Source organism: Archangium lansingense (genome assembly GCF_026626635.1).
GTDB lineage: Bacteria > Myxococcota > Myxococcia > Myxococcales > Myxococcaceae > Archangium > Archangium lansingense.
Window position 1 is genome coordinate 7,688,834 of record NZ_JAPNKA010000001.1, and the last position, 25,531, is coordinate 7,714,364.

Annotated in this window: 18 protein-coding genes; 11 read left to right on the top strand and 7 right to left on the bottom strand. The window is 67.1% G+C overall.

What is annotated here, in order from left to right; genetic code table 11:
* Nucleotides 1-25: 25 nt before the first annotated feature.
* The 7 genes from OV287_RS30705 (at nt 26) to OV287_RS30735 (ending at nt 11,848) form a co-directional block, all read left to right on the top strand.
* Nucleotides 26-4,570, top strand: a complete 4,545-nt coding sequence (locus OV287_RS30705; RefSeq protein WP_267537601.1) for a HEAT repeat domain-containing protein — start codon at nt 26-28, stop codon at nt 4,568-4,570.
* A 164-nt stretch (nt 4,571-4,734) separates the two neighbouring features.
* Nucleotides 4,735-5,295: a hypothetical protein gene (locus OV287_RS30710; protein ID WP_267537602.1), complete on the top strand. Its 561-nt coding sequence runs from the start codon at nt 4,735-4,737 to the stop codon at nt 5,293-5,295.
* Nucleotides 5,296-5,375: 80 nt separating this feature from the next.
* A complete protein-coding gene (ppk1, locus tag OV287_RS30715; protein ID WP_267537603.1) occupies nt 5,376-7,535 on the top strand; it encodes a polyphosphate kinase 1 in 2,160 nt (719 codons plus the stop codon).
* Between the two features lie 172 nt (nt 7,536-7,707).
* Complete coding sequence (locus tag OV287_RS30720) at nt 7,708-8,643, top strand: hypothetical protein (RefSeq protein ID WP_267537604.1); 936 nt, start codon at nt 7,708-7,710, stop codon at nt 8,641-8,643.
* A 44-nt stretch (nt 8,644-8,687) separates the two neighbouring features.
* Nucleotides 8,688-9,188 carry a type IV pilin protein gene (locus OV287_RS30725; protein ID WP_267537605.1) on the top strand — a complete coding sequence of 167 codons (501 nt, stop codon included), beginning with the start codon at nt 8,688-8,690 and terminating at the stop codon, nt 9,186-9,188.
* 123 nt (nt 9,189-9,311) lie between these two features.
* Nucleotides 9,312-10,013, top strand: a complete 702-nt coding sequence (locus tag OV287_RS30730; RefSeq protein WP_267537606.1) for a YebC/PmpR family DNA-binding transcriptional regulator — start codon at nt 9,312-9,314, stop codon at nt 10,011-10,013.
* Nucleotides 10,014-10,081: 68 nt separating this feature from the next.
* Nucleotides 10,082-11,848 (top strand): tyrosinase family protein, encoded by a 1,767-nt coding sequence (locus OV287_RS30735; protein WP_267537607.1) that lies wholly within the window; start codon nt 10,082-10,084, stop codon nt 11,846-11,848.
* A gap of 15 nt (nt 11,849-11,863) precedes the next feature.
* Here the strand turns inward: OV287_RS30735 and OV287_RS30740 are convergent, their stop codons facing one another.
* Nucleotides 11,864-12,334 (bottom strand): hypothetical protein, encoded by a 471-nt coding sequence (locus OV287_RS30740; RefSeq protein WP_267537608.1) that lies wholly within the window; start codon nt 12,332-12,334, stop codon nt 11,864-11,866.
* A 159-nt stretch (nt 12,335-12,493) separates the two neighbouring features.
* Between OV287_RS30740 and OV287_RS30745 the strand changes: the two genes are divergently transcribed.
* Together OV287_RS30745 and OV287_RS30750 are read left to right on the top strand one after the other, a co-directional pair.
* Complete coding sequence (locus OV287_RS30745; protein ID WP_267537609.1) at nt 12,494-13,699, top strand: MFS transporter; 1,206 nt, start codon at nt 12,494-12,496, stop codon at nt 13,697-13,699.
* Nucleotides 13,700-13,890: 191 nt separating this feature from the next.
* On the top strand, nt 13,891-15,459 hold the full coding sequence (locus OV287_RS30750) for a thiol-activated cytolysin family protein (RefSeq protein WP_267537610.1): 1,569 nt from the start codon (nt 13,891-13,893) through the stop codon (nt 15,457-15,459).
* 72 nt (nt 15,460-15,531) lie between these two features.
* Here OV287_RS30750 and OV287_RS30755 read toward each other — a convergent pair whose 3' ends face one another.
* The 6 genes from OV287_RS30755 to OV287_RS30780 form a co-directional block, all read right to left on the bottom strand.
* A complete protein-coding gene (locus OV287_RS30755; RefSeq protein WP_267537611.1) occupies nt 15,532-16,050 on the bottom strand; it encodes a tetratricopeptide repeat protein in 519 nt (172 codons plus the stop codon).
* Nucleotides 16,051-16,174: 124 nt separating this feature from the next.
* Nucleotides 16,175-16,459 (bottom strand): hypothetical protein, encoded by a 285-nt coding sequence (locus tag OV287_RS30760; protein WP_267537612.1) that lies wholly within the window; start codon nt 16,457-16,459, stop codon nt 16,175-16,177.
* 54 nt (nt 16,460-16,513) lie between these two features.
* A complete protein-coding gene (locus OV287_RS30765) occupies nt 16,514-16,825 on the bottom strand; it encodes a hypothetical protein (RefSeq protein ID WP_267537613.1) in 312 nt (103 codons plus the stop codon).
* Nucleotides 16,826-17,079: 254 nt separating this feature from the next.
* Entirely contained in the window at nt 17,080-19,218 is a 2,139-nt protein-coding gene (locus tag OV287_RS30770; RefSeq protein WP_267537614.1) for an alpha-amylase family glycosyl hydrolase, read from the bottom strand.
* Between the two features lie 193 nt (nt 19,219-19,411).
* Nucleotides 19,412-21,277 carry a M4 family metallopeptidase gene (locus tag OV287_RS30775; protein ID WP_267537615.1) on the bottom strand — a complete coding sequence of 622 codons (1,866 nt, stop codon included), beginning with the start codon at nt 21,275-21,277 and terminating at the stop codon, nt 19,412-19,414.
* Nucleotides 21,278-21,870: 593 nt separating this feature from the next.
* Nucleotides 21,871-22,419 (bottom strand): DUF2381 family protein, encoded by a 549-nt coding sequence (locus OV287_RS30780; protein ID WP_267537616.1) that lies wholly within the window; start codon nt 22,417-22,419, stop codon nt 21,871-21,873.
* Between the two features lie 586 nt (nt 22,420-23,005).
* Between OV287_RS30780 and OV287_RS30785 the strand changes: the two genes are divergently transcribed.
* Both OV287_RS30785 and OV287_RS30790 read left to right on the top strand, forming a co-directional pair.
* Nucleotides 23,006-23,797 carry a DUSAM domain-containing protein gene (locus OV287_RS30785; protein WP_267537617.1) on the top strand — a complete coding sequence of 264 codons (792 nt, stop codon included), beginning with the start codon at nt 23,006-23,008 and terminating at the stop codon, nt 23,795-23,797.
* A 343-nt stretch (nt 23,798-24,140) separates the two neighbouring features.
* On the top strand, nt 24,141-25,514 hold the full coding sequence (locus tag OV287_RS30790) for an SET domain-containing histone-lysine N-methyltransferase (RefSeq protein ID WP_267537618.1): 1,374 nt from the start codon (nt 24,141-24,143) through the stop codon (nt 25,512-25,514).
* The last annotated feature ends 17 nt before the right edge of the window (nt 25,515-25,531 follow it).

Here is a 25,531-nt window from a genome sequence, read left to right on the forward strand (position 1 = left end):
GAAGCCTGGCGGTAAGGTGCGCCTCATGGACCTCCCGGGCCTCCTGTTCGAGACACGACCCGCGCTGGATGCACTTCGCACGAAGCTCGCCTCCTCGCATCCACTCGACGTACATGCCGTGGTGCTGCACCTGCGCCAGCGCTTCGAAGAGGGGCAGGAGGATGTCCATGCGCTCGCCGCGCTCGTCCCCGCCTCCGATTGGCGTCGATTTCCGCCAGAGACGCAGCGGGAGTTGGCACGGCTGGCTGTCTCGGGCCTGCCCGTCCAGGTCCCCCCTCCGCCCGAGGGACTGCCCATCCTTGTCCAGCTCGACTGGACGCGCGCCGCCCTGCTCACCCAACCCGCCCTGCTCAACTCACTCGATGGAGCGGCCCTGGGCGACGAGGCCGCGCGCGACCTGCCTCCAGAGCGTGTCCTCTCCAGCGGATTGCTCGAACGACTCCTCCAGGCTCGGTCTCCTGGAATGCGGCGCACCGCGCTCGGATACCTCCGTGCGTGTGTCGAACGGGCCCTGCTCACTCCAACCCGGGCGCAAGCGTGGCTGCTGGAGCTGGCTGAGAAGGCGAAACCCGCTCTCGCCGCGGAGGCACTCGAGCTGCTCGCCTGTCCCTGGGCCCTTCCCCTGCCCTGTCCTCCGCTGAGGAGCTTCCCGGTGCTCGGCGACGAGCCGGCCATCGCCGCCATCCACGTGCTGCGCTCGCGCCGTGCCGTGGACGTCCTCCGGCAGGTCGTCCTCGACGAACACCTCGGCCCGCGCATCCATCGAGAAGCCCTCCTGGCACTCGGGGAAGTTGGCTCGCAGGGAGAGCTTCGCCCGGTGCTGGAGCGCGCGCTTGCCGACCCCATGCGCTTCGGGAGGGACGCCCTCCAGGCACTGGCCCGCCTCCGCCGCCGTGGCCACTCGCCCTCCCCAGAGGAGTCGTACTCCGTCCTCGAGCTCTACTTGGAGAACACCGCTGTCGAGCCCTCCCTCGCCGCTGAGGTGTTGAGCAGCCGTACGGAGACAGTGCTCGCGGCGCTCGAGGCCGCTCGGCCAGAGGCACCCACCTGGCCCCGCTGGGTTTACCTGCTCGAGGCGCTGGAGACACGTAGCGCACGCGAACGACTCATCGCCGTGGTGGACTCGGAGCACGAGCGGCCAGGATGGTACGAGGCCATCCGCGCCCTCGGAAGGATGGAGTCTTTCGAGGCCGAGCCCGCCCTGCTGCGGCGCCTCCAGGACGAGCCCGAGGCGTGTCTCTTCGCCCTCGCGAGGCTGGGAGGGGCGCAGACGGTGGGTACGCTGCGGGCGCGCCTGGAGCATGCCGGCTCCGAGCGCCCCGCCTGGTTCTCCCGGGCCGCCGAGGTGCTCTTCCTGCTCGACCCCGGTCCCATGACCCTGGCCCTGGCGGTGCGGCTGGAGCTTCTGACGCCTCAGCTCGTGCGAGCCCTGCCTGCCCATGCCAGTGGCGTAGAGCTCGAGGTCCTGGCCGGACTCGCCAGGCGGCCGGGAGAGCCGCGGCGCGAGGAGGCCATCGCCGCGATGGGGCGCACGGGCGGACCGCTCGCGGTCGACGCCCTCGCGGAGCTGCTCACCGACCCGGATGAGTCCACGCGGCAACAGGTACACGCCGCGCTGCGCGCGCTGGGTGAGCGACTGAAAGCTCTCGGCGCAGCCCGGCCTGCATGTCTCGCGGACTCGAATACTCCCGGGAACGCCACACTCGCCGAGGCCCTCCTGCGGCGGCTGGAGCAAGGGGGACTCCGGGAGGAGGAGCTCGTCTGGCTGCTGGATGCCCTGCGCGGGCTCGAGCACCCCCGCCTCGTGCGCGTCATCCGTCCGCTGCTGCGGCAGCGCAGCTCCGAGGTGCGTAAGCGTGTGGTGGCCTGCCTCGCCGCCGCGGGAGCCCCAAGCACAGCCTGGCTCGTTCCCCTGCTCGGGGACGATGACCTCCTCGTCTCGCGCCAGGTGCTGATGGCCCTGGGAACAGTGGGCGCCTCAGCGGCGGCGGACCGGGTGGCGGACTGGCTCGACCACCCGAACATGAACCTCAAGAAGACCGCGGCGGAGGTGCTGGCCCACGCGTCCAACATGTGGGTGTCGGATCGGCTGCTGTCCTGGCTTGCGAGGCACGACAACCCTGGGTTCCGCGGTCTGCTCCGCACGGCCCTGCGCGCGAGTACCGGACCCTGGTTGCGTGCACGCGTGGTGGCGGCGCTCGACGAGGCCATCTCGCCCCGCGCGTTCGAGCTCCTCATCGAAGTGCTCGACGGCGAGCTCACCCCGGCGGACGTGGGGGCACTGCTGTCGCACCGGACAGCCTGGGGGCCCACGTTGCTGAGGCTCGTCTACGGCGGGCGGGTGACGCTCGCAAGCGGCACGCTGGCGCAGTTGGATGCCGAGCTCGCGCGGCGCGGACTGGCGGACAGGATCCCCACCGTGGAGAGCGAGCCCCCTTCGAGTGACCTGCTCCCCGCGCTCCGGCAAGTCGAGGCCACGCGGAATGGCCTCCGGTTGAAGGCCCGACTCCGAGAGGAGCCCTCTGCACCCGATGCAGAGTTCCTCCACCTGCTCGAGCGCGCGAGCGAACCGGGCGCCGTGTCCTTCGAAACGCTCACCTGGGTGGACACGAGGGCCCTGCTCACCCTGCACCCGCACGTGAGTCCGGAGGCTCGGGCGGGCATCGAGGCCCTGCTGGCTCAGACCCGGACGCCCTTCGCAGAGCTGGCCCTCGCATCGCTCCTCGAGCACGCCCCCGATACGAGACACCCGGCACGAGCCGAGGCCACCGCCGCGTCTCGCTGGGACGTAGCCACCGCGCGCAAGCGGCTGGCCTCCATGGATGCGCACACACGGAAACTGGCGGCACAGGTGGTGGGACTCGGGCTCACGCCGGACGCGCCGGACCTCCGACTCCTCCAGCCCGATGCAGCCCTCGCCTGGTTGGCGGATGCAGGAGCCCACGACACACTCGCCGAGTGGAGCCTGCTCCGGTCGGGACCAGAGCCGGTGGCCTGCGCCCGCGCCTTGGCCCGAGTCGAGGGAGCAGCGGCCACCCTCCGCATCCTGCATGGCTGGCTCGAGCGCTATCCCGCGCACGCGGGCCGCCTTGCTCGAGCGCTCCTGGCCCTGGGAGAAGAGGTGGACGATGCGGTGCGCACGCTCGTCGGTACGACGGAGCTCGAGGTCCGCCTGCGTGTGCTTCTACTGGAGGGACTGAGCGGCCGCGGAGGCGAGGCCCATCTCACGTTCCTGCGCCACGCGCTGGAGGAGCGGGTCTCGCCCATCCGACAGGAGGCCGCACGACAGCTCGTGGCACGAGGAAGGCCGGACGACCGGCGCCGCGTGCTCGAGGTGCTGCTCGCTGGCGCTCTGGGCGAGAATTTCCGGTTCGGGCTCAGGCGCTCCGAGTATGCAGTCCTCGGCGAGTGGATGCGGGGCGCCCGCACGGAGCACGAGCTGCTCGCCGCCATCGGGCTGCTCACCACGGGAGAGGAGGCCTTGCGCGTTCCGCTCCTGCTCGATGCCTGGCGCTCAGAGCATGCCGAGGTGCGTGCTCGCGCCCGTGACGCCCTTCGCCAGAGCCCACTCGCCCAGGTCCTCCCGAGGGCCCTGCCACACCTGCGTGCAGGCGAGTGGGAATGGCTGGACGTGCTCGGGGGAGACGGCGCCCTGCCACCGGAGCTCGTGAGGGTGGGGGCGGCCGCTCCGGAGGCAACGGACACTTGGAGCCGCGCGTTCATCCGGCTAGCGGGCGAGCGGCTGCTCCACGCTCCCGGGCTCATCACCCCGCTCCTCGAGACAATCCGCCAGGAGCCCTCCGCGAACCGGTTGCATGTGCTCGCACGCCTGACGGACTGGTACGAGCCCGGGGGCGCAGCCGTGCTCGCGCGGGCGCTCGGTGCCGTCCTCACGGGTGAGCACCGGCCACTCCTGTTCGACACGCTGCTCGCGGCGACAAAGGATCTCCCTCCGTCTTGGACGGTGCGCATCCTGTCGGAGATTGCGCGTCCCTCAGATGCCCCGGCGGTGGATGCACTCACAGACGCAGTGCTGAAGGTCCCCGCCCTCCTCACCGAGCTCTCCGACGCGCTGCGCTCACGGGTCGAGGCGCGCTTCCTTCAGGACGCAGGGTCCGGAGACGCCGAGCGCGTGCGGCGGATCCTGACGCTCCGGGCCGAGTCTGCACGAAGCGAGCGGGAGAAGCAGGACGTGGTGGAGCTGCTCGAGCGAAGCCTCGGCCACCGCCGCGCCCGGGTACGCCACCACGCCCACCGCCTGCTGGCGAGGTACGCGCCCCGAGAGCACTACCTGCGCGCCACGCACCAACTGCTCTCGGATGCCGATCCCCATACCGTGCGGCGGGCCATCCGGGTCCTCTCGTTTGGTGGCCAGGTGGAGTCGACACAAACGCTGGCCAGTCTGCTCTCGCACCGCGAGCCCACGGTACGGCGCGCGGCGCGGGAGGGACTGCTCGTGCTCGGCCCACGCGCCATCGCGCCCCTGACCAAGGCAGCTGCACACATGCGGCCGGACCACCGCGAGGCCTTGTTTGAGGTCCTCGAGGAGCTGCGCGCGCGGCAACTTTGACGGGCGTTGGGGGCGGCCAGGCACATGCCTTCTCATTTCCCGAGGTCTCCAGGGGTGAACACAGTGGGGCCAGAACGTTTGCTGAATTGAACGTTCGCGTGCCTGCCCGCCTGGCGGTACCGGACATCGTCGCTAGATTTCTCCTCCACCACAGGAGAACCCCCATGAAGCCGCTCACCGCAAACCGTCTGGTCCTCTCGAGGAAGCAGCACCGCGCCTGCACCCTGAGCGTCTCGAGGGCAGAGCTCGAGCAGCGCCTGGGTCCTCCGCTCGCCCTGGGGGATGAGGGAGACGGCCTGGGCCCCCGCTACCGGTGGGAGTACCAGGGTGAGTGTGGTCTCGAGGTGCTCATCGACCTTCCCCGGGAGTCATCCGCTGCGCCGCAAGAGGCCGTTGTGTGGATGAAGCACCTGGAGGTCGAGCACGCGCTGTCTCACCTGGGGCTCTCCACCCATCAGGTGCTCTGGCGGGCGGATATGCAGGAGCCGCTGTCCCTGGATGGCTGGGCCGTCGTGCGACAGGACGAGACCGGCAACCGGTTCGACATCTGCGTGCTGTCCGTCCCGGACCATGCGGAGTGCCTGGCGCAGTTGCTGGAAGCGCGCGCCCACGAGCAGTCCTACGACGTCGAGCTGCGCGGGATGAAGCCGCAACCCCGGCAGGAGGGAACCTCTCGGCGGGACTGGGCCTTCGCGAGCCAGGACGAGCACGCCGCCGCCCTGTAATGAGCCCCTTTCCTTCAAGGTTTCACAATCTCCACGACCTCGCCCTGCTACACCGCTCCCCCTGAGCCCAGAGAGCGGACATGCCCAAGCGCACATCCACCAGCCGGAACATCCCCACCAAACCCGTCGAGCGGGACACCATCCCGCCCGGGACAGACGTGCCGGACAGCGGCCTCTTCTTCAACCGCGAGCTGTCCTGGCTCGACTTCAACAACCGGGTGCTCCAGCTCGCCGAGGACGCCACGGTGCCGCTGATGGAGCGCGTGAAGTTCTGCGCCATCTACGCCCGCAACCTCGATGAGTTCTTCATGATTCGCGTGGCGCGCATGCATGAGCAGGTGCGCAACCGCGTGGCGAGGCTGGTGCCGGACGGCGCCACCCCGGGCGAGACGCTCGACAAGCTGCACGACCGCATCCTCGAGCAGGGCCAGCGCCACAACGACTGCTTCGAGCGCCAACTCCGCCCTGCCCTGGCCGACAAGGGCCTGCGCATCCTCTCCATGGCGGAGCTCGACGCCGACGCGCGCGCCCAGGTGGAGCAGCGCTTCCGCGAACAGATCTTCCCCGTGCTCACCCCGCTGGCCATCGGCCTGGGGCGGCACTTCCCCTACATCTCCAACCTCTCCCTCAGCCTGGCGGTGCTGTTGAGAGATCCGGAGACGGAGACGGAGAACGTGGCACGGGTGAAGGTGCCCAAGGAGCTGCTGCCGCGCTTCGTCCCGCTCAAGGGGGGTACGACATTCATTCCGCTCGAGGAGATCATCGCCCACCACCTGAACGCCCTGTTTCCCGGGATGGAGGTGCTCGACCGGGGGCTGTTCCGCGTCACCCGGGATGCGGACTTCACCGTGTCCGAGGACGCGGAAGATCTCCTGGTGGCCGTGCAGACGGAGCTGCGCCAGCGCCGCTTCGGAGACGTCATCCGCCTGGAGGTGCAGGCGGGCATGAACCCCAAGATGCTCGAGCCCCTGATGGAGGCGCTCGCGCTGGAGCCCCGCCAGCTCTACGAGGAGCAGGGCCTGCTGGACTACACGGATTTGATGTCCGTGGTGTCCACGCCCGGCTTCGCCGAGCTGAGGGATCCTCCCTGGACGCCCGTTACCCAGCCCCGCCTGAAGGCCGAGAGTGACAGCGGCGAGGTCAGCACGGTGATGTCGGCCATGAGGCGGGGGGATCTGCTCGTCCACCACCCCTACGAGTCCTTCGCCACCTCGGTGGAGCGCTTCGTCACGGAGGCGGTGGAAGACCCAGACGTGCTCGCCATCAAACAGACTGTCTACCGCACCTCGGACAAGTCCCCGCTGGTGCCCGCGCTCATCCGCGCCACCGAGCGGGGCAAGCAAGCGGTGTGCATGGTGGAGCTCAAGGCGCGCTTCGACGAGCGCACCAACATCCAGTGGGCGCTGGCGCTGGAAGAAGCGGGGGTGCACGTCGTCTACGGCATCCCCGGCCTCAAGACACACGCCAAGGCCATCCTCATCGTCCGCCGAGAGGGCGAGCGGGTGCGCCACTACGTCCACGTGGGCACCGGCAACTACAACTCGAAGACGGCCCGCCTCTACACAGACCTGGGGCTCTTCACCACGGACCCGGAGATTGGCGCGGACGTGGCGGACCTCTTCAACTTCCTCACCGGCTTCGCCCGTCCCAAATCCTTCCGCAAGCTGCTGGTGGCCCCCATCAACATGCGCGAGGGCCTGCTGGAGCAGATCCGCCGCACCATCGCCGAGCACTCAGCCGAGCGCCCCGCCCGCATCCAGATGAAGATGAACGCGCTGGTGGACCCGGCGATGATCCGCGCCCTCTACGACGCCTCGCGCGCTGGCGTGAAGGTGGATCTCAACGTGCGCGGCATCTGCTGCCTGCGGCCCAACGTCCCCGGCGTCTCCGAAAACATCCGCGTCGTCTCCACGCTCGGCCGCTTCCTCGAGCACTCGCGCATCTACCTCTTCGAGCGCAGTGGCGGAACGCGCTGCTACATCGGCTCGGCGGACCTCATGCCCCGAAACCTGGATCATCGCGTGGAGGCGCTCACCCCGGTGGAGGAGCCGCAGCTGCTCTCCCTGGTGAAGGACCTGCTCGATCGGGGCCTCTCGGACAACACCCATGCGTGGGTGCTCGAAACGGACGGGATGTGGAAACGCCGCACACTGGAGGGCGAAAAGCGCTGGGCCCAGGGCGAGCTGATGGAACGCGCAGTGCGTATGGCGCAGGCCTCCAGCGGCCGGCCTCTGTCCTGACCCCGGTCCGCCCCCTTGACGGCGGTCCTTTCTGTTTTTCCAGACACCCCACCTTCTGTTGCGCCTGCAACCATCCAGTGGGGTGGATGGCGCGGAGCGGCACGGGGCGGGGCGATTGTATTGAGGCCCGCACAGATCAGATGATGGAGGCCCCGTCTTCCCACGTGGGCCCATGTCAAACGATCAGCAGACCCAACTTCCCCCGACTTCGGACGAGAGCGCGGCCGCTGCGCCAACAGCACATGCCGCCAGGAAATTGGAGCAGCCCGCGACCTGGCCCGGCAACGTGCCCAGTCAAGCGCAGGCGCTAGAGGTGCTGTGCGGTCGGCGAACGCTGGTGATGTCGCTGCCAAACGCCCGCAAGCTGCAGGAGAAGCTCACCCTTCCCGAGCGCGAGGCCCTGTTGGACGAGGGCCTGGCCGACGCCCTGCGCGAGGCGGTCGCGGTGCGCTGGCGCCTGGCGGCGGCGCAGGATCTGCTGCTGACCGCCGGAGGACGGGTGGACCAGGCGGCGCTCCAAGCGCTGCTGGCCGAGGTGGACCGGGCCCTGGAGGCACTGCGCGCCGCGAACCCCTCCTCACCGGACATGGGACTCGCCATTGATCGCACCTGGGAGACGCTGACCCAGGAGGCCGTGGACTTCTCCAGCAACGTGAAGGCGGCCTCGGCCCAAACGGCCGCAGCCCCTGCCCACGCCCATGCGGCGCCAAAGAAGCCCACTGCCACCGCCGGCAAGGTGACGTTCCAGACGGAGGATCCCGATCAGCAGGGCAAGCAGGGCACCAACAAGGCCCTGCTCATCATCCTCGGTGTGGCGGTCCTGCTGGTGGGGGCGTACCACGGTGCCAACATCGTCCGGGACAGCCAGCCGCAAAGCGCTGCCGATTCCTACCCGGGTGCGCCTCCTGACACCGTCGTCATCTCCGGCTCGAGCAATGGCTCACTGCTGATGCGCTCGACACGCCTCGGCCCACTCTCCGCGGAGCAGCAGGCGTGGCTCAAGCAGCAGGAGGCCAAGGGCATGGAGGTAAAGCCCCAGGGCTCGGGCTCCTATCTGCTCGTTCCCGCCGCGAAGGCACCGGCCACCGCCGGCAATACCCAACCGTGATGCGCGCATTCCTCTCTCTGCTGTCGCCTCGAAGGGGGCATGTCATGGCGAATCGAAGGCCTCACCCCAGCCGCACCCGGCGCGGCTTTTCCATCATCGAGCTGATGATCGTCGTCTGCATCGTCGGCCTGCTGGCCACGGTGGCGCTGCCGGAGTTCCAGAACATCCTGCTGCGCTCGAAGCAGGCCGAGCGGGACATGATGATGAACTCCATCATGCGCGTGCTCAACGAGTACGTCGCCGCGCACGGAGGGCAGTTCCCGGGAGGTGCTGCGCCGGACCTGCCGTTCAACCCGACGTATGTCCCGGATGGCAGCAAGCAGCGCTTCGAGGCGAGTGTGGGCAAATGGGACGATCTGGGCTGGGTGCCCGACGGAATGCTCCACTACCGGTATGAGGTCAGGATGACGGGCGACGAGCTGCTCGTGACAGCCGCGGCCGACCTGAATGGCGACCTGCGCGTGAGCTACAAGGAGCTCAAGTACAAGCTCCAGAATGGCAGCTGGCAGCGGCTCTCCGAGCGCGTGTACGGCGATCACTTCTAAGCACCGTTCCGGGCCCTCGGCTCGCCGGGAATGAGCAAGCCCGGTTGACTGCTGTCCACTCGAGGGCCTGTCTGGCCGCCTGAATTGGTGAACGCGGGCCCGGAATGAGGTAGGAGCGCACCCATGGGCGCTCAATGGAAGCACAAGGGCCGCACCGAGCATGCGGCCGCGAAGGGCCGGCTCTTCACCAAGCTGGTCAAGGAACTCATCGTCTCCGCCAAGGCCGGCGGTGCCGACCCGGGCAGCAACCCCCGGCTCCGGATGGCGATGGATGCGGCGAAGAAGGCCTCGATGCCGCGCGACACGCTCGAGCGTGCCATCAAGAAGGGCGCGGGCCTGCTCGACGAGCCGGTGAACTACGAGCTGGTGACCTACGAGGGCTTCGCCCCGCACCAGGTGCCGGTCATCGTCGAGTGCCTCACCGAGAACAAGACCCGCACGGCCGCCAACATCCGGCTGCTCTTCCGCAAGGGGCAGATCGCCACCAGCGGCGCGGTGTCCTGGGACTTCAACCGCCTGGGCGTCATCGAGGCCACGCCGCCCGAGGGGGGTGCCGATGCCGAGACCGCCGCAATCGAGGCGGGCGCACAGGAACTGGAGGCTGGCGAGGAGGGAGCCACGCGCTTCCTCACCGCGCCGACGGATCTCGACACCGTGAGCCGGGCCCTGGCGGGCATGGGGTGGACGGTGAGCTCGCAGAACCTGGCCTGGATCGCCAAGAACCCGGTGTCGCTCGAGGGTGAGGCGCGCACCGAGGTCGAGGCCTTCCTGGAGGCCATGGACGAGGACGACGACGTCCAGAACATCTACGTCGGCCTCAAGTGAGCCCCGCGCCGGTGGAGCTACAGGAGCGGGTCCGGACCCTACTGTGCCGGGAGGCCCCGCCCTCCCCCATGCCGAGGTTGGTCCGAGGTGAGTCCACGCTGTTCGGGCCTCCCTCCACCCACCATCGCTTCATCCCCTACCTGCCCGCGCACCTCCAGCTCGCGCTGTCCATGGCGGCCCACTTCATGGAGCTGGCCAATGCTCGGCCCGGAGACGAGGGGCTGGGGGCGGTGCTCGACGAAGCCGAGCAGCAGGCCAGGTCGGGGGACCCCGAGTGGGTGAAGTACGCGCTGCGTGTCTTCCTCACCCACCACCCCGAGGGTCGCCGGCTGTCCGTGCCTCCGCTGAGGGAGCGCGCTCCGCACCAGGTGCTGCCCTCGGGGCGGCCCGAGATTCCCCGGAAGGGAAACCCCGGCACACCCGGCGCTGAAGTCTGGCTGGACTACTTCCGCGAGGACACCGGGCTCAGCGAGCACCTCGACACGTGGCAGGTGCTGCACCCGGCGGCAGGTGTTCCGGACCCCGAGCAGCCCAAGCGCCGCCTCCACCAGGACAGGCACGGAGAGCGGCTCTGGTACATGAACCAGCAGCTGCTGGCCCGCTACGACACGGAGCGGCTGTCGTTCGGCATGCCCCGCACCGTGCCCCTGGGAGACTACGCATCCCCCATCAACGAGGGTTATGACGCAGAACTGCCCGGCTTCGCGTCCCGGCCGCCCGGACTGAGCCCGCGCAACCTGCCCGGCTACAGCGTCACGGACCACGCCATGCGCCGCGATCGCCTCTTCACCGCGGCGTCCTCGGGGCTGCTGTGGCAGGAAGAGACGCCTGTAGTCATCGAGCGCCTGGAGCAGCTCGCCAACACGGCCGAGTCCAATCCGGGCTCCGTGGATGGCGAGGCCTGGGTGAATCCGCTCGGCCCCTATGGCTCGCACCACAGCCTGGGCCACATGCTCCTCGGCTGTCTGACTGCGCCCCAGGACAAGACGGGCCTGCCCGGTGTCCTGGTCTCCCCGGCTACCGCTGCGAGGGATCCGCTCTTCTACCGCTGGCACCGCCACGTGGACGACATCCTCGACGCCTGGCAGAGCACGCACCTGCCGCCGTACGAGTTGTCCAACGGGCCCCAGGTGTTGGTGCGCAAGTGGCTCGGCGAGGGCATCTACCCGGCCCACCAGAGCCCGGACATCCTCTTCTGCTTCATCAAGGACATCCCCGAGGCAGCGTCACCGGACTTCGATGGGCAGCGGTGGGGCGAGGCCACCTTCGGTGGGGACTACTGGACCAGTCCTCCCCCCTCCTTCCGCGCGAGTACGCACGCGCTGAACACCTTCATGGCGCAGCACCCGGTGCGCCTGCCGGACGGGAGGGAGGTGCTCAAACAGCACCTGGACCACGAGCCGTTCCATTACTTCTTCCGGGTGGAGAACCTGCTGCCGCACGAGCAGACGGTGACGGTGCGCATCTACCTGGCGGCAGATGCGTTCGCAGAGGATCGCCGGATGTGGATGGAGATGGACCGGTTCGTCCACACGCTGAAGCCGTCGGAGCGCGCGGTCATCTTCCGGCCCGCGAGCCTCGCATCCGTGGTGCATGAGCGCGGCTGGCCCGCGAAACTGCTGCTACCGCGTGGCCGGCGCGAGGGCATGCTCTTCCGGTTCATGGTGCTGATCACCGGCTGGGAGCAGGAGCCCACCGGGGAGGAGCTGGCGGACACGCGGGAGCCGGGCTACCCGTTCAACCGGCCCGTCCCACCGGGACAGCGCATCGCGGACATGCTCACGCTGTCGCACCTCGCGACGCGGAACATCTGGATCCACCACGTCACGCCCTGAGCACGGGTGGCGGCTTCAGTAGTCGCCCTTGCGCTGGCGGTAGTGGAGGTCCTCGAGCTGCCTGAGCAGCTTCTCGCGCTCCTGGGTGAAGTACTCGCGCGCCCGGGGCTTCTGCGCGTCGCTCAGCACCTTCTCCGCCTCCATGTAGGCGCTGGTGTCGTTGTCCTGCATCTGGCGCAGCGTGGACTCGATGCGCTCCAGCCGCTCGCGCCGCACGAGCCGCTGCTTCTCCACCTCGGGAGGTGCGCTGGTGCTGGTGCCCTTTCCCCCGTAGGCATCATGCGTCCCGCCGCCCATGTAGCCCCCATGCCAGGGACGGTTGTCCTTCTTGTGCTGGGCCTGCAGCTCCTCCAGCTGATGCTGGAGCCCGATGTTCTTCTCGTGAAGGGTGAAGTCCAGCTTCTCGAACCTGTCCACCTGCTCAGCGGTGAGGGCCAGCTCGGCGCGGTGCTCGAGCAGCACCGCGAGGGAGGACTTGAAGGCCATGGCCGAGACCTCCCCCCCGCGCTGGGACGAGGTGGAGCGAGCGCAGGCAGCAAGCGAGAGGGACACGCAGAGCAGCAACATCTTCCGAGTCATGCCCCCATGGTGCCTCAAACCGGGAAGGGGCTCACGCCTGTCCGCTCCCCAGCCTAGAGTGGGGCCATGGTCCCAGACCCACGAATGCTTCGCCGGCTCGAGGCGCTCGTCTTCATGACGGTGTTCCTCGACCTGGTGGGCTTCGGCATCGTCATCCCGCTCCTGCCCTTCTACGTCCAGTCGATGGGAGGCTCGGAGCTCACGGTGGGCGTGCTCCTCGGCTGCTTCTCCTTCACCCAGCTGCTCGCCACGCCCATCCTCGGACGAATCTCGGACCGCTACGGCCGCCGGCCCGTCATCCTGCTCAGCCTCGCGGCCAACGCGCTCGCCATGGGCCTCTTCTCCCTGGCCAGCTACCAGCAGTTGCTACCGCTCCTCTTCTTCTCGCGCATCCTCGCCGGTGCCACCTCGGGCAACATCTCGGCGTGCCAGGCCAGCCTCGCGGACGTCACCCCGTCCGAGAACCGCGCGCGGGCGATGGGCCGTCTCGGAGCCGGCATCGGTCTCGGACTCGTCCTGGGGCCCGTGATCGGCGGCCAGCTCTCGGAACGGGGTGCATGGCTTCCCCCGCTGGCGGCAGGAGCGCTCGCCCTCCTCGGCACGCTCGGAGTGCTCCTGGGCATGCCCGAGACCCATCCCCCTTCGACCCGCTCCACCTCGGCGAAGCAGCCGTCGCGGCTGAGCATCTTCCAGCACTCGCCCCGGCCACGCGCGCTGAAGCTCATGCTGCTGCTCTACTTCCTCGTCTTCCTCGCGATGACAGCACTCCAGGTGGCCTTCGCCCTGCTCGCCCAGGAGCGCCTCCATTGGGACGCGAAGGAGGTGGGCTACATCTTCGCCCTGGTGGGCGGGCTGGGGCTCATCATCCAGGGAGGCCTCATCGGCCCCCTGTCCAAGGCCGTGGGCGAGGTGCGCCTGCTCATCCTCGGCACGCTGCTGCTCTCCGCCGGCATGCTGTGCGTGAGCTTCGCAACCCACCCCCTCCCCCTGATCGGCTCCGTCGTCCTGATCGGCACGGGACTCGGCCTCACACAGCCACTCCTCTCCAGCCTGGCCTCCCAGACAGCAAACCCCTCTCTGCTGGGTTTGACCCTCGGAGTGGCACAGTCCTCGGGAGGGCTCGCGCGCTCCATCGGGCCTCCGGCCAGCGGCGCGCTCTACAAATTCCTCGGCGCCAGTGCGCCCTTCACCACGGGAGCCCTCATCGCACTCGGAGCGGCGGCGCTCGCGTCGCTGCTGATACGCGAGGGGCTCGGAAAGCCGCGCGACTGAGCCCTCCGCCGCGCTGCATCAGAGTGGCACCTGCAACGGCGTTCGCGACTCTCTTGAATTTTGAGAGATTGATCGGCTTTGCCGTTTTGACCTGATTTGCTCGTCTACGCTAGCATGTAGGTGTGGAGCTGCCGGAGGCCGTGAGCAGCAACGCAAGCTCCGCGATCCCACCTCACTCACTGGATGCGTAAATGAGCAATCTTCGAAGCTGGCTGATGCTGACGGGTCTGTCCGTCCTGGGACTCAATGCCTGTGGCGAGCCCGGTACCGAGCCATCGCGCGACAGCGCGCCGGAAGAGCTGGCGGTGCGGCAGCAGGAGATCCAGAACCAGGCGCTCTACAACTATATCGCCGGCATCTCGTCGCTCATCCTGCCCACCACGAGCCACACCGAGAGCTCGCGTTCCCAGGAAGAGGTGCGTGACTCGACGATCAACATGTGCACGTACACGGAGGTGTCGGAGACGAGCCACTTCGACAAGCTGGTCTCCTTCGATCCGAACGCGGATGTGCTCTGGCCGGGGGCGCTCGTACAGGGCCAGTCGCTGGCGCTCGGGCTGCTGTCCCCCATCGGGACGCCGCGTGCGCCCGGGACCATCACCCTGACCAACGCGCGCATCGACGGCTCCTCGCCGACCGAGTTCATCTACAGCCGGACGCTGCAGTCTCCGAGCCTGGCGAGCGCACAGGACGCCATCCAGAACATCCTGACGGCGGAGAGCATCAACTACGCGGCCAAGGTGGCCTACACGATGCACCAGGCGTACTCGCTCAACGAGGGCTCGGTGAAGGCGGGCATCTCGGCGCAGTTCGCGGGCGCCACGCTCAACACCACCTTCGGCCAGTCGTGGACGCAGAGCAAGACGACGTTCCTGGTGGACTTCACCCAGGCCTACTACACGGTGTCCTTCAACGCTCCCGCGGATCCCTCGGCCTTCTTCGCGCCGACCGCCACGGTCGCGGACCTGAGTCCCTTCACCTTCAATGGAAACCCGGCCGGCTACCTCAGCTCCGTCACGTACGGGCGCCGGCTGCTGGTGAAGTTCGAGTCCTCCGAGGACAGCTCCAAGGTGAGTGCCACGCTGGACGCCACCTTCACCAAGGGCAAGGCGGGCGGCACCATCACCCTGGACGCCGAGCAGCAGCGGGTGCTGCGTGAGACGAAGATGACGCTGCTGGCGCTGGGCGGCCCCGCCGGCAGCGCGGTGGAGGTCATCGGCACCGGGCTGGACAAGATCACCTCGCTCCAGAACTACTTCCAGTCGGGGGCGAACTTCTCGCCGAGCTCTCCGGGCGTGCCGCTGTCCTACACGGTGCGCTACCTGCGCAACTACCAGCCGCTCGTGGTGGCCTCGACGACCAGCTACACGGTCCCCTCCTGCGTCGGGAAGACGAGCACCATCAACGTGGCGCTGGGGGAGCTGTACATCCACGCCAATGGCGAGACGTTCGGCAAGGGGGAGATGAACTACGACGTGTACGTGAACGAGGAGCTGGTGGTCAGCGGGCGCAATGTGAAGCGCGGGGACAACGAGAGCATTTCCCTGGGCCAGTCGCGGGTCGTGACGAAGCTCCAGAAGGACGCCAACTCGCTGGTGGTGCGTGCGCATGTCTGGGAGAACACCAAGCACGTGTACCCCAGCATCACGCACAGCTTCAGCACGTACTTCAAGGACTGGTCGCCCAAGGGGTCCAGCGCCAACACCGCGGAGTACAAGAACCTGAAGGTGAGCCTGCGCTACACCGCCACGATGTACTGAGCCGCACAGCCTGAGTGCCGGGCGGTCACCCGGGGGCGGGTGAGCCCTCGAGGAGACGGCCCGGCACCGGCTTCAGTGGCGACCCAGGTGGGTACAAGCCTCCGGGTCGCCACCGTCACACGCGCGCCGGAGGAGCTTCTCCGCCTCGGCGTCGCTCTTGTCGGCGCACTCGCCCGTCTTGTGGCACATGGCCGCGTTGTAACAGCCCGACATGTCCCCGCCGTCACAGCCGCGCATGAAGAGCGAGTAGACGCGCGCCGGAGCCGCGCCCCCCTTCGACGCGAGGATGCCCAGCACGTTGCACGCCCGGGCGCCGCCCGCGTCACACACTCGCGTGTACAGCTCGGTCGCACGAGCAACGTCGCCCTTCAGCTCGGCCTCGGTGGCCGCATCCCAGCACCCCCTCACCGTCCCGCCGGGGCACGTCTCGTCCTTGTTCGCCAGGACGAGCTCCGACTTGAGCTGCGCCGCCCCACCGGGCTGACCCGCGCCCCCCGACGCCCCGGCCGCCTGCCCTGTCCCACCGCCCTGCGACTGCTTCTCGGAACACGCCACCACCGCGAGCAGCGCCAGCATCCAGACCCTTCGCATCGACTCTCCTCCTCGCGCCATGCGCCGCACCCGCGGTTGTATACGAATGCTTGGAAACGCCAGCGGGCCCGACCGCGCATCGCGCAACCGGGCCCGCCGCACGCCTCACGTCACAGCTCGTGAATCAGTTGCAGAACCAGCCGTCCTGCACCCAGCCCTTGCGGTTGAGCTGGCCGTAGGCGAAGCCGTAGACGTAGTCGCCATTGCGAGACTCCGGCGTGAACGTCTCACCGTACACGAGCGTCCCCGACCAGGGGCCGTCGTTGGGGGCAGTGCGCAGGTACAGGCTCTGGGCACAGATCGTCTGGCGCACGCCCATCCGAGCGCGGGCGTAGGGACCAATGGCAGCGGCGGCAACACCCGCGACGAGCAGCGTGGCAACAGCAATAGCAGTGCGGTTCAAGCGCATGGTCAATTCCTTGATTCAGTGAGAGGGATTGGAATCGGTTCGGGGGGAGCCGAATTACCAGGAGCCCCAGCCACCAAGGCACTCGTAACGCATATAGCCCCAGTCATTCGGGCCGAAGTCGAAGGAGGCCGCCCAGCCGTTGTAGACAGGGTGCGCGCCGCGCGTGTGACCCACCTTGTCACCGTAGTACAGCGTCCGCTTGAAGCCGTAGGGGCCGCTCGCGCTGTTGTAGCCCGCGTAGAAGCTCGCGCTCTGGCAGACATTGATGGCGTGGTCCGGGGGAACCTGCGCGAGAGCAGCGGTGGACAGAACAGCAGCCGAAGCGAGCGCAGCGCCAATGAAGAACTTCCGACTCTTCAGAGCCATTGTTGCTCCACTGATGGGGGGGAAGAAGCGGTGCTGATGCGACGCACTCTACACAATCATTTCCTCATTACAAGAGAATCCGACAAAACCAGCTACTTCGGTTAATGCTATGAAGGCAAAAAATAACCACTTCCCCCATTTGGCGGGGAAAGTGGCGAAAAGTCCTACCATCTTTCTCTTCAAGGCCTGAGAGGGAGGTGGAGGAGTCCTCGCACCGGAGCCTCCCGCTCAGTGAGCTCCGTCAGCGCGTCGCGTCATTCGCACTTGCTCACCATCATCTCGCCCCCGTTGTTGGAGGCATTGATGCGGAAGCTGAACACGTAGTCACCGGCCTCTGGGATGGCGATGGAGGACTCGGTGCCAGGGCCCGAGGCGACCGCGAGAGGCTGCTCCGTGGCAATCACCACTGCAGCTGCTCCCTGTACCGCGAACTCCCGGGACCAATCCGCGCTGGCGAACTTGAACGCATAGGCGGTTGTCTCCGGCTCATTCACCACCACCTGATAGAGATTGTTGCCCTTGTAGGCGAAGCGGCGGTTGGCAGGCGTGGCGCCGAAGTTGTTCCCCCCGGCATAGCTGCCACGGATGAAGATCTCCTTGTTGAGGGGTCCGAGGCCCTCGACGGTCGGCGTATAGCAGTCCGCCAGGGGCCCTTCGCCAGACAGCTCACTCCCCTCCCCGGCCTGCGGGCCCTCGGCCGTCGGAGAAGCGATGTCGAAGAACCTGGCCTCGAAAGGCTTCAACGCAAGCTCGTAGTTGCCACCAGCGAGCGCCACATCGGCCCCACCCAGCAGTCCCACCAGGACACCGCCGCTACCGATGGCCGTCCCGGCCACCGTGAGCACCGCCGGGGTCGCCTTGGCGTTCAATACATACAGGACGTTGTCCGCCCCTTTGTCCTTGCGATCGATGTAGACATTGCTGTCCGAGTAGATGTGCGTCCGGCTGCCATTGGCCAGTGCCGGGTGGGCATCGCGCAGCGCCATCAGCGAGGCCACGTGGTTCTTCAGGTCTGACTGCCTGGCCGAGAGCACCGCGGGAGTGCCGCCGACCGTGGACGGAACTCCCTCCACGATGGCGATGGTCCGGGAGACATGATCGTCGCAGCGCCCGTTGACGGCACAGCTCGTGTTGCTCTCGCGGGCCGCAAAGCCCGGCAGCTCCTGGCCGAGCTCATCCCCATAGTACAGGGTGATTGGACCGCTGTACGAGGCCATGAAGCTGAAGGCGGCCTTGTGACGCAGCCAGTAGGCGTCGTCCGTGGACTCCGCCAGAGCCCCCCGCTGGAGGAGATCACCGAAACGGACCAGATCGTGGTTGGTCAGCATCAGGTTCGGCATGGCATGGGCCGGGTATGCCAGGTGATTCAGATAACCAGCCTGGAGATTGCTCGCGGCACGATTGCCGTTACCGCTCTCCTCGACGGCGAGGGTCTGCACCAGGCTGTAGCGTATCGGGAAGTCGAACGCGGACAGCAGCCCCGGGCTCGCGGCACCACCATAACCCTGGCTGGCGATCTCACCCGCGCTGCGCCAGATCTCCCCCACCATGTACCCCAGCGGATGAACCGTCTGGTCGGCACTGTTGGTGTAGCTCACGTTGGCCGCAGCCTGGGCGACGGCGGTGCGAAGGTCATCCCAGTACTGCACGGGCACCTGATAGGCTTGATCCACTCGCCAACCATCAATCTTGTACTCGGTCACCCAATGCGCAGCGACCTCCTTGAAGAACTCGAGGTCGTCTGGATAGACCGCCAGCCGCCCGGTGTCCCCGTCGGCCTGGCCTGCGGTGGAGACCCTGCGGCCCTGCGGCGAGGCGTAGTCCTGGGCATTCGCCTTGTAATGGCCGAACACACCGTCCAGAAACACATACAGTCCCTTGGCATGGGCGGCTGACACCAGCTCCTTGAGCTTGTCGTTGGTGCCGAAATGAGGGTTGACGTTGAAGTAGTCCGAGGCGAAATAGCCCGTGGCATCGAGACGATCGGCCCAGTCGTTCTGCCCGCTCACGCGCACGCTGTTGAAGATGGGTGTGAGCCAGATGGCGTTGACGCCTGTCGACCGAATGTAGTCGAGGCCGTTGATGATCCCCTGCAGGTCACCCTTGTGGGGACTGGTGCCATAGCCGGTGTTGTAATCCCTGGTGCTGTCGCCATCGACAAAGGCCTCGACCATGATCTGATACAGGCGCAGACCACACTCGGCCTCACCATTGCCCTTGAAGCAGGCCAGACGGCTGTCGGCTCTGCTCGCGGCGATACTGACCGTCGCCTTGTAGGGCTCTGGCTCGGGGGCCGGCGTCGGTGGCGGATTGGGATCACCACCCTCACCACCACGGCAGGAAGACAAAACACCGGCGATTGCCAATACGAGAAAGGATTTCCGCCACTGCATGAAGAGAGCTCCTTGGTGGATCACGTTGCGACCGTAGGCCACGTCCCACTCGAGAACAAAGGCCCTCCCCCAAAGCGGCGCCTTCCGTGTCCCCGCTCCTGCAGGGACAGACTCCGCGCACCAAAACAGAAGCCCCCGGGAGGCATGCCTCCCAGGGGCCGTTCAGCTCACGTCCAGTTCAGCGAGCTCGGGATTAGTACTGACCCTTGAGCGAGGTGCCGGAGTACGAGCTGTAGCCGCGCAGCATCACGTGGTAGCGGCCAGCGGTGGTCTTCGCGGCAATGGAGCACGTCTCGGCGTTGCCGGACTTGTACGGACGGCAGTCGTACGAGGTGGTGGTCGGCTGCGTGCCGAACTTCACGTACATGTCCGCGTCACCCGTGCCGCCGCTCAGCGTGAAGGTCACCGCCCTGCTGGCCGGCACATCCAGGTGGTAGTACTTCAGCGAGCCCGAGGCGCCCGAGATGCCGGTGATGGCCACGCCGTTGGTCAGCGGGGTGGAGGCCACCGCCACGCCCACGCCCACCGCCTCCCAGGCCTTGGTCACAGCGGTCTGCTCAGCCGAGCCAGCGCCGTAGAGGGTACCCGCGGCCTGCTCCATATAGGTCTTCGCCTGGGCGAAGGTGGTGCTGGCCCCCATCAGGTCCACGTTGGCCTTGTAGAAGATGGCGCCGGCCTTCTGGATGCCGATGCTCGGGACCACGGTGGTGGTCTTGGAGCGCGGGTGCGTGCCGCCCGTGGACAGCAGCTTGAACGCCAGGTTGGCGATGCCCGAGTTCCAGTGCACGCCGCCGTTGTCCGAGGTGCCCGTGTAGCGCTCGGGGTAGTAGTCGTAGGACGAGCCATCCTGCGTGGGGTTGGCCATGTAGCGGAGCGCGTCACCCGGGGTGGCCGGCGTCCACACGTCGTCGCCGATCATCCACACCGAGGCGGGCGTGGCCCAACCCAGCGTCCAGGACTCGCAGTAGGCGGAGAAGATGTCGCTCATGCCCTCGTTGAGCGCGCCGGACTCGTTGGAATAGGTGAGGTTGGACTCGGAGCTGGTCACCGCGTGCGTCAGCTCGTGCACCGTCACGTCCAGCGACTTGCCCAGCGGCGCGGACTGCGTGCCGTTGCTGTCGCCGTACACCATCTGGGTGCCGTTCCAGAACGCGTTGGTGTAGTTGGTGCTGTAGTGCACCGTGCTGCGCAGCTGCGCGCCCGCGTTGTTGTACGAGTCGCGGTTGAAGTTGGCCATGTAGCAGTCGTAGGTGGTGCCCAGGTGGGTGTAGTTGTCGTCCACGTGGGTGTCACCGGTGGCCGCGCCGCCCTCGGAGCGACGGAGGGTGCCGGGCAGCGAGGTGCCGTTGTTGGCCGTGTACACCGCGCGGTTCTTCGCCGAGTGGATCTCCGCGTGCGTGGCCTCGATCTCGCCAGTCAGCGCGTTCACGTAGACGTTGTCACGGATGGGCAGATCCGCGCCCTCGCCCGTCACCACGACGTGGTAGGCCAGCTTCAGGCGGCTGTCCTTCTCGGAGCGGATGTACACCAGGCGGGCCTCGCCCTCGGAGGCGATGTGGCGGCCCACGGTGTTGTCCAGGGCGGCGGCCCGAGCGGCCTCGCCAGAGATGCGCGCCTTGGCGGGGACGAGCTCACCGTCGCGCGCCGAGCCGTTGGCCGAGTAGATCCGGCCGCTCTCGTCCTTGTGGATGATGAGATCACCACCGATCACCGGCAGACCATTCTTCGTCTGGGCGTAGCGGATATGGGTGTGACCCAGCTCGTCCGCGCGAGTGCTCTTCATCACCAGGTCGCCAGCGTTAAGGCGGAAGGCCGCGGCAATGCCCTGCAGGCCGCTCGCGTTGTCCAGCGAGCCGTTGAGCATGAAGGGGACGCCGTCAGCGTGGGAGCCAACCACCTCGGCGGAGGGCAGCGCGGCGAGAGCGGCCTGCACGTCACCGAGCGAGTCGGCGGCCTCGTCGTACTTCTGGGCGCCCTCGGGCAGCTGCGAGTTGTCGACCTCGCAAGCGGCGAGGGGAAGGGCCAGCAGCGCGGCAGCAAGGAAGCGAGTGCGAGTCACGGGGTCTCTCCTGACCGACGACGGGGTGCCATCGGACGGCCTCCCCCAAAGCAGGGAACGCGCCAACCCCCCAAATACTTGGAATTCCAAAGGTTGGAGCCCATCACAAAAGATTTGTGGAGCAACCATGTCACGTCTGGCGGCCTCCACGTGTATTCCGGGTTTACATGTGACAAGGAAATGGGCCGAATTACAGTGGGTTGCATGGAGAGTGAGAGGGGCGTCTTGATTTCGGACAGCCCTGTCCTGAGTTGCGACAGCCCCCCTTCCCCATCGACGAAGGGGCCTTTGCCCGGTGCGGTAGGGCTTCCAAGGACCACCGTGCACCTCCTTGAGCGAGGACTCGGCCCGGTGCAAACGAGAGCCTCCGGACCTCGCGCACCACACCCCAAGGGCTCCCCGTGCTCGCCCGGCCCCTGCCGCGCGAGCCTTTCAAGGGACAGAAGCGTCCTCCCTGCACTCGCTACACGGAGGTCGAGTTGGTGGACACCTGCTGGATGCCTCACGAGCTCAAGGCACCGTGCCCAAATGCCCTCTTCGAGCATCAGGGCAAGTGCTACGCCCCCGTCTTCAGCGCCCAGGCGCCGCCGCAATCACCCGGGCAGTGAGTGATGCCTTAATGGAGTGTCCACGAAGTTCGTGGACCTGGTCGTGTTGCGCATGCTCCCTCTCTCCGTCACAAAGGCGCTCTTATCCACTACAACGGCTATGTTCCCGGTCTCGCCAGGGGCGATCTCGTCGCGGTCAGCGCGCAAGGCAAACGGTCTCGCCTCGCCAAACAGAAAGGGAGGGCGCTGGTCCTCTCCCGGGCGCGTGGTCCGTAGGCGAGCCTCCACCAAACTCCAGGGCTTGGATGGGTGGCGGTTCGTCACAGTAAAAAGAACCGCTGCTTTCGTCTTACCTCCGTAGATCCGGACGACCATCGCCGCGCCATCCTCGCTCCTTACGATCTTTTTCTTCCGCTCAATGAACGAGGTCTGCTTGATGTCACCTGTTACCAGGAGTTTTGCGAGCGCGTGGTCTGCCGTGTCCTCTCTGTAGTGACGGTAAGCCGCTTCCTCAAGCAACCGTTCCCGCTGGCGGGTTTCTTTGAGCTGCGTTTGGAGTGCTTCGCGGGATTCCGGTTCGATGAAGACGTTCACCTGCTGGTCGGGGCAACGGACGCCATGAGGACGAGAAGCAGAGTAGACCGGAGAGGTAAGAAGTTCCGCATAGCGCGGGCCAACCTACCAGAACGGGTGACTGGCGGCCAGCCCGCCATGCCCTGGCCTCGGCCGGCACTCCCTGATTAACTAGCCTAGCCTTGGAGGCTTGAAAAACCTGAATTATACCCCACACCTCTGGGTAGCCGTGCTGGTGGGTGGGCTCGTTTCGGGCTGTGCAGCGGCCATCGCGTGCCGACCGGGAGAGTCCACGGTTGACTGCTGCATCAAGAAGTACCCGTTGACCGCGATGGAGAGTTGCACCGCCAGCCGCTCGGACGTGCTCCGGGTCCTGCGGGACATTTCGCTGAGAATCGACGACGAGGAGTTTGAGAACAACGAAGACCTTCCGAAGTGGAAGCAGATCTGCATAAAGAACTTCGTCCGTTGCCAAGACGAAGGTTGGGGAGGGCCCTGCTATGACTGCATGCGCTATTGCGAGGGCCAGCACGAATGGCCAGATGATAGGTGCCCTGATCCTCGTAAGAGTCCTGAGCCTCGTAAGGGATAAGAAGTAGGAGCGGAGATGTCCGACAGGCAGATTGATTGGGACCCTATTCGGGTGCTGGCAAAACGGGTCCTGGAGCAAGGCGAGCCCCTGGAACTCACCGATGAAACGCGCGCCCTTTTGCTGCGAGGCGCCCGCGAGGTGGCCATTAGCGACGAGGATGCAGAGAACGCCCTCCGCAGCCTGTCCACCGCTACCACTCTGCTACAGGAAGTCCGGCGGCGCATCCATGACGGGTCGTGGCGGCTGAGTCGTGCGCGAGACCGGGCCTACGACCTACGGGACGCGGGCGATCTCGACGGGGCACGGCAGCTCATGCGTGACGTGCTCGCCGTGGAGGTCGTCCCCTTCTACCGGGAGCAGGCCGAAATTGCCCTTGAGAAATTGACCGGGCTGGCGGAAGTGCGCGCAACCGGGCAGCTCGATCCGAACCTGAATGACCGGCCGCAACTCACCGCCCTCTCCCAGCGCGTTCAGCAGGGTCACGCCCTGGAACTTACTGACGACGTGCGCGCCCTTCTGCGCCGGATGGCCCTCACGGCAGCCGTCAGCGATGCCGAGACGGAAGAAGCCCTCAAGAGTCCGGAAGGTGCCGAAGCCCTCATGGGGATGATCCTTTCTCGCTTGCGTGACGGCCAGAAGCGGATCACACGCGCCCTGTTCCGGATGACGAACCTACGGGACTCAGGTGACATCGAAGGCGCGCGCCAGCAGATGCGTGACGTGCTGGCCGTGGAGATCGTGCCGCAATACCGGCGGATGGCCGAGGAAGTTCTCAGGGGTCTCGACAGTCCGCCCCCAGGCGCGTAGGCGCTCGAGACCGGAGGCAGGGCGCGGGACACAATTCGCAGGAGCCTCGTAGAGCGTCGTGGAGGGCCCGGGGCATGGGACGAACCCCGGGACAGCCTCCGAGGCTTGGTGGGCCCTTTCCGGTCGAACAATTCGTAGTAGGGCCTAACCCCTCGGAATCACAGCCCCTTTCAACAAAACTCATCGTATCCCTCTCCCAAAGGAAGAGGGGACATCCACGGGCTCGAACTATGTCCAAAGACTTCGTGGACACTCCACAGCAGGTATCCGGATGAGCCTCTCTTTTGCCTCCGGCGGGCTGTTTGCCCCCCTGTCCTGGCGTCAAGTAGCGTCCGGCGCGCTCATGAGCCTCGCGACCCCATCGGCCGCCCCCCCGCCGTCCAGACAGAGGACCTCCCCCGAGTCCTCTGACCAAAAGCTCGCTGCCCTGCTGCGCTGGCTCGAGGACGGTGGAGCCCGCTTCGCCAAGCTGAACGTCGTCCGGCAGGAGAACGGTGAGCGCGCTGTGCTCGCCCGGACCGACATCGCCACGGGCGAGGCTGTCCTCCAGGTGCCTCGCAGCCACCTCCTCACCCTGGAGGTCGCGAAGAGCTCCGACATCGGGCGGCTGATCCGGTCCCACGTCAGCCCAGACAATGAGGAGCTGTACCTGGCCTCCTTCCTCCTCCAGGAGAAGCACCGGCCCGACTCTTTCTGGAAGCCCTACGTGGACAGCCTCCCCGAGGCCTTCCCCCACGTGCCTCTCTTCTTCAGTGCGTCCGAGCGCGCCCTGCTCCAGGGCTCCTTCTTGCTCACGCTCCTGCAGTTCCAGGACTACTCGCTCCGGCAGGACCATGCGCTGCTGTGCCAGAAGGTCCCCGGCTACGAGCGCTTCTCCGTCGAGGAGTTCATCTGGGCCCGGCTCTCCGTGTCTTCCCGCAACTTCGGCCTCAAGGTCGGTGGTCTCCAGGGGCGCAGCCTCGTCCCGCTGGCGGACATGCTCAACCACCGCCGGCCACCGGACGTGCTGTGGAGCACCTCGAAGGATGGGCAGTTCTTCGAGATGACCGCCCAGAACACCATCGCCACCGGCCTGGAGGTTCACGACAGCTACGGCGCCAAGAGCAATGACTTGCTCCTGCTTCACTTCGGCTTCGTCGTCGAAAACAACGAGCAGGACGAGGTCTTCCTCTCCCTGGGCCTCCCCGAGGGCACTGCGCTGGCCTCCGGCAAACAGAAGCTGCTCGGGCTCTCGTCGCCCACCGCGCGACAGCCCTTCAAGGTGCCGCTCCAGTACGAGCACGCAGCCACCCAACGGATGTTCTCCTTCCTGCGCGTGGCCTGCGCGACTACCGGCGAGCTGCCCAGGCTCGCTCCCCGGCTTCTGTCGGGCCTGGGCTCCATCAAGCCGCTGGGCGTGGCCAACGAGGAGCGTGTCCTGCGCTCTCTGGGAGAGGCCTGTGAGGCGCGGCTCGCCGCCTTCGACTCCTCCTTCGAGGAAGATGAGCGGCTGCTCCGAGAAGGGGCACTCTCCCTCAACGCCCGGAGCTGTGTCCTCATGCGGCGCGAGGAGAAGCGGCTGCTGCGCGCCTGGCTCGAATTGACCCGCACCGGCCTGTCCCTGCTGCGCATGCCCCGGGCGGAGCTCGAACGGCTCGCCGAGCGCCCCGAGTCGCCCTGGGGCTGGTTCGACCGCTACGTCCGCGAGGCCGTGCTGGAGCTCGTCCGCCGCGCGTAGGCCCCCAGTGCTCCAGT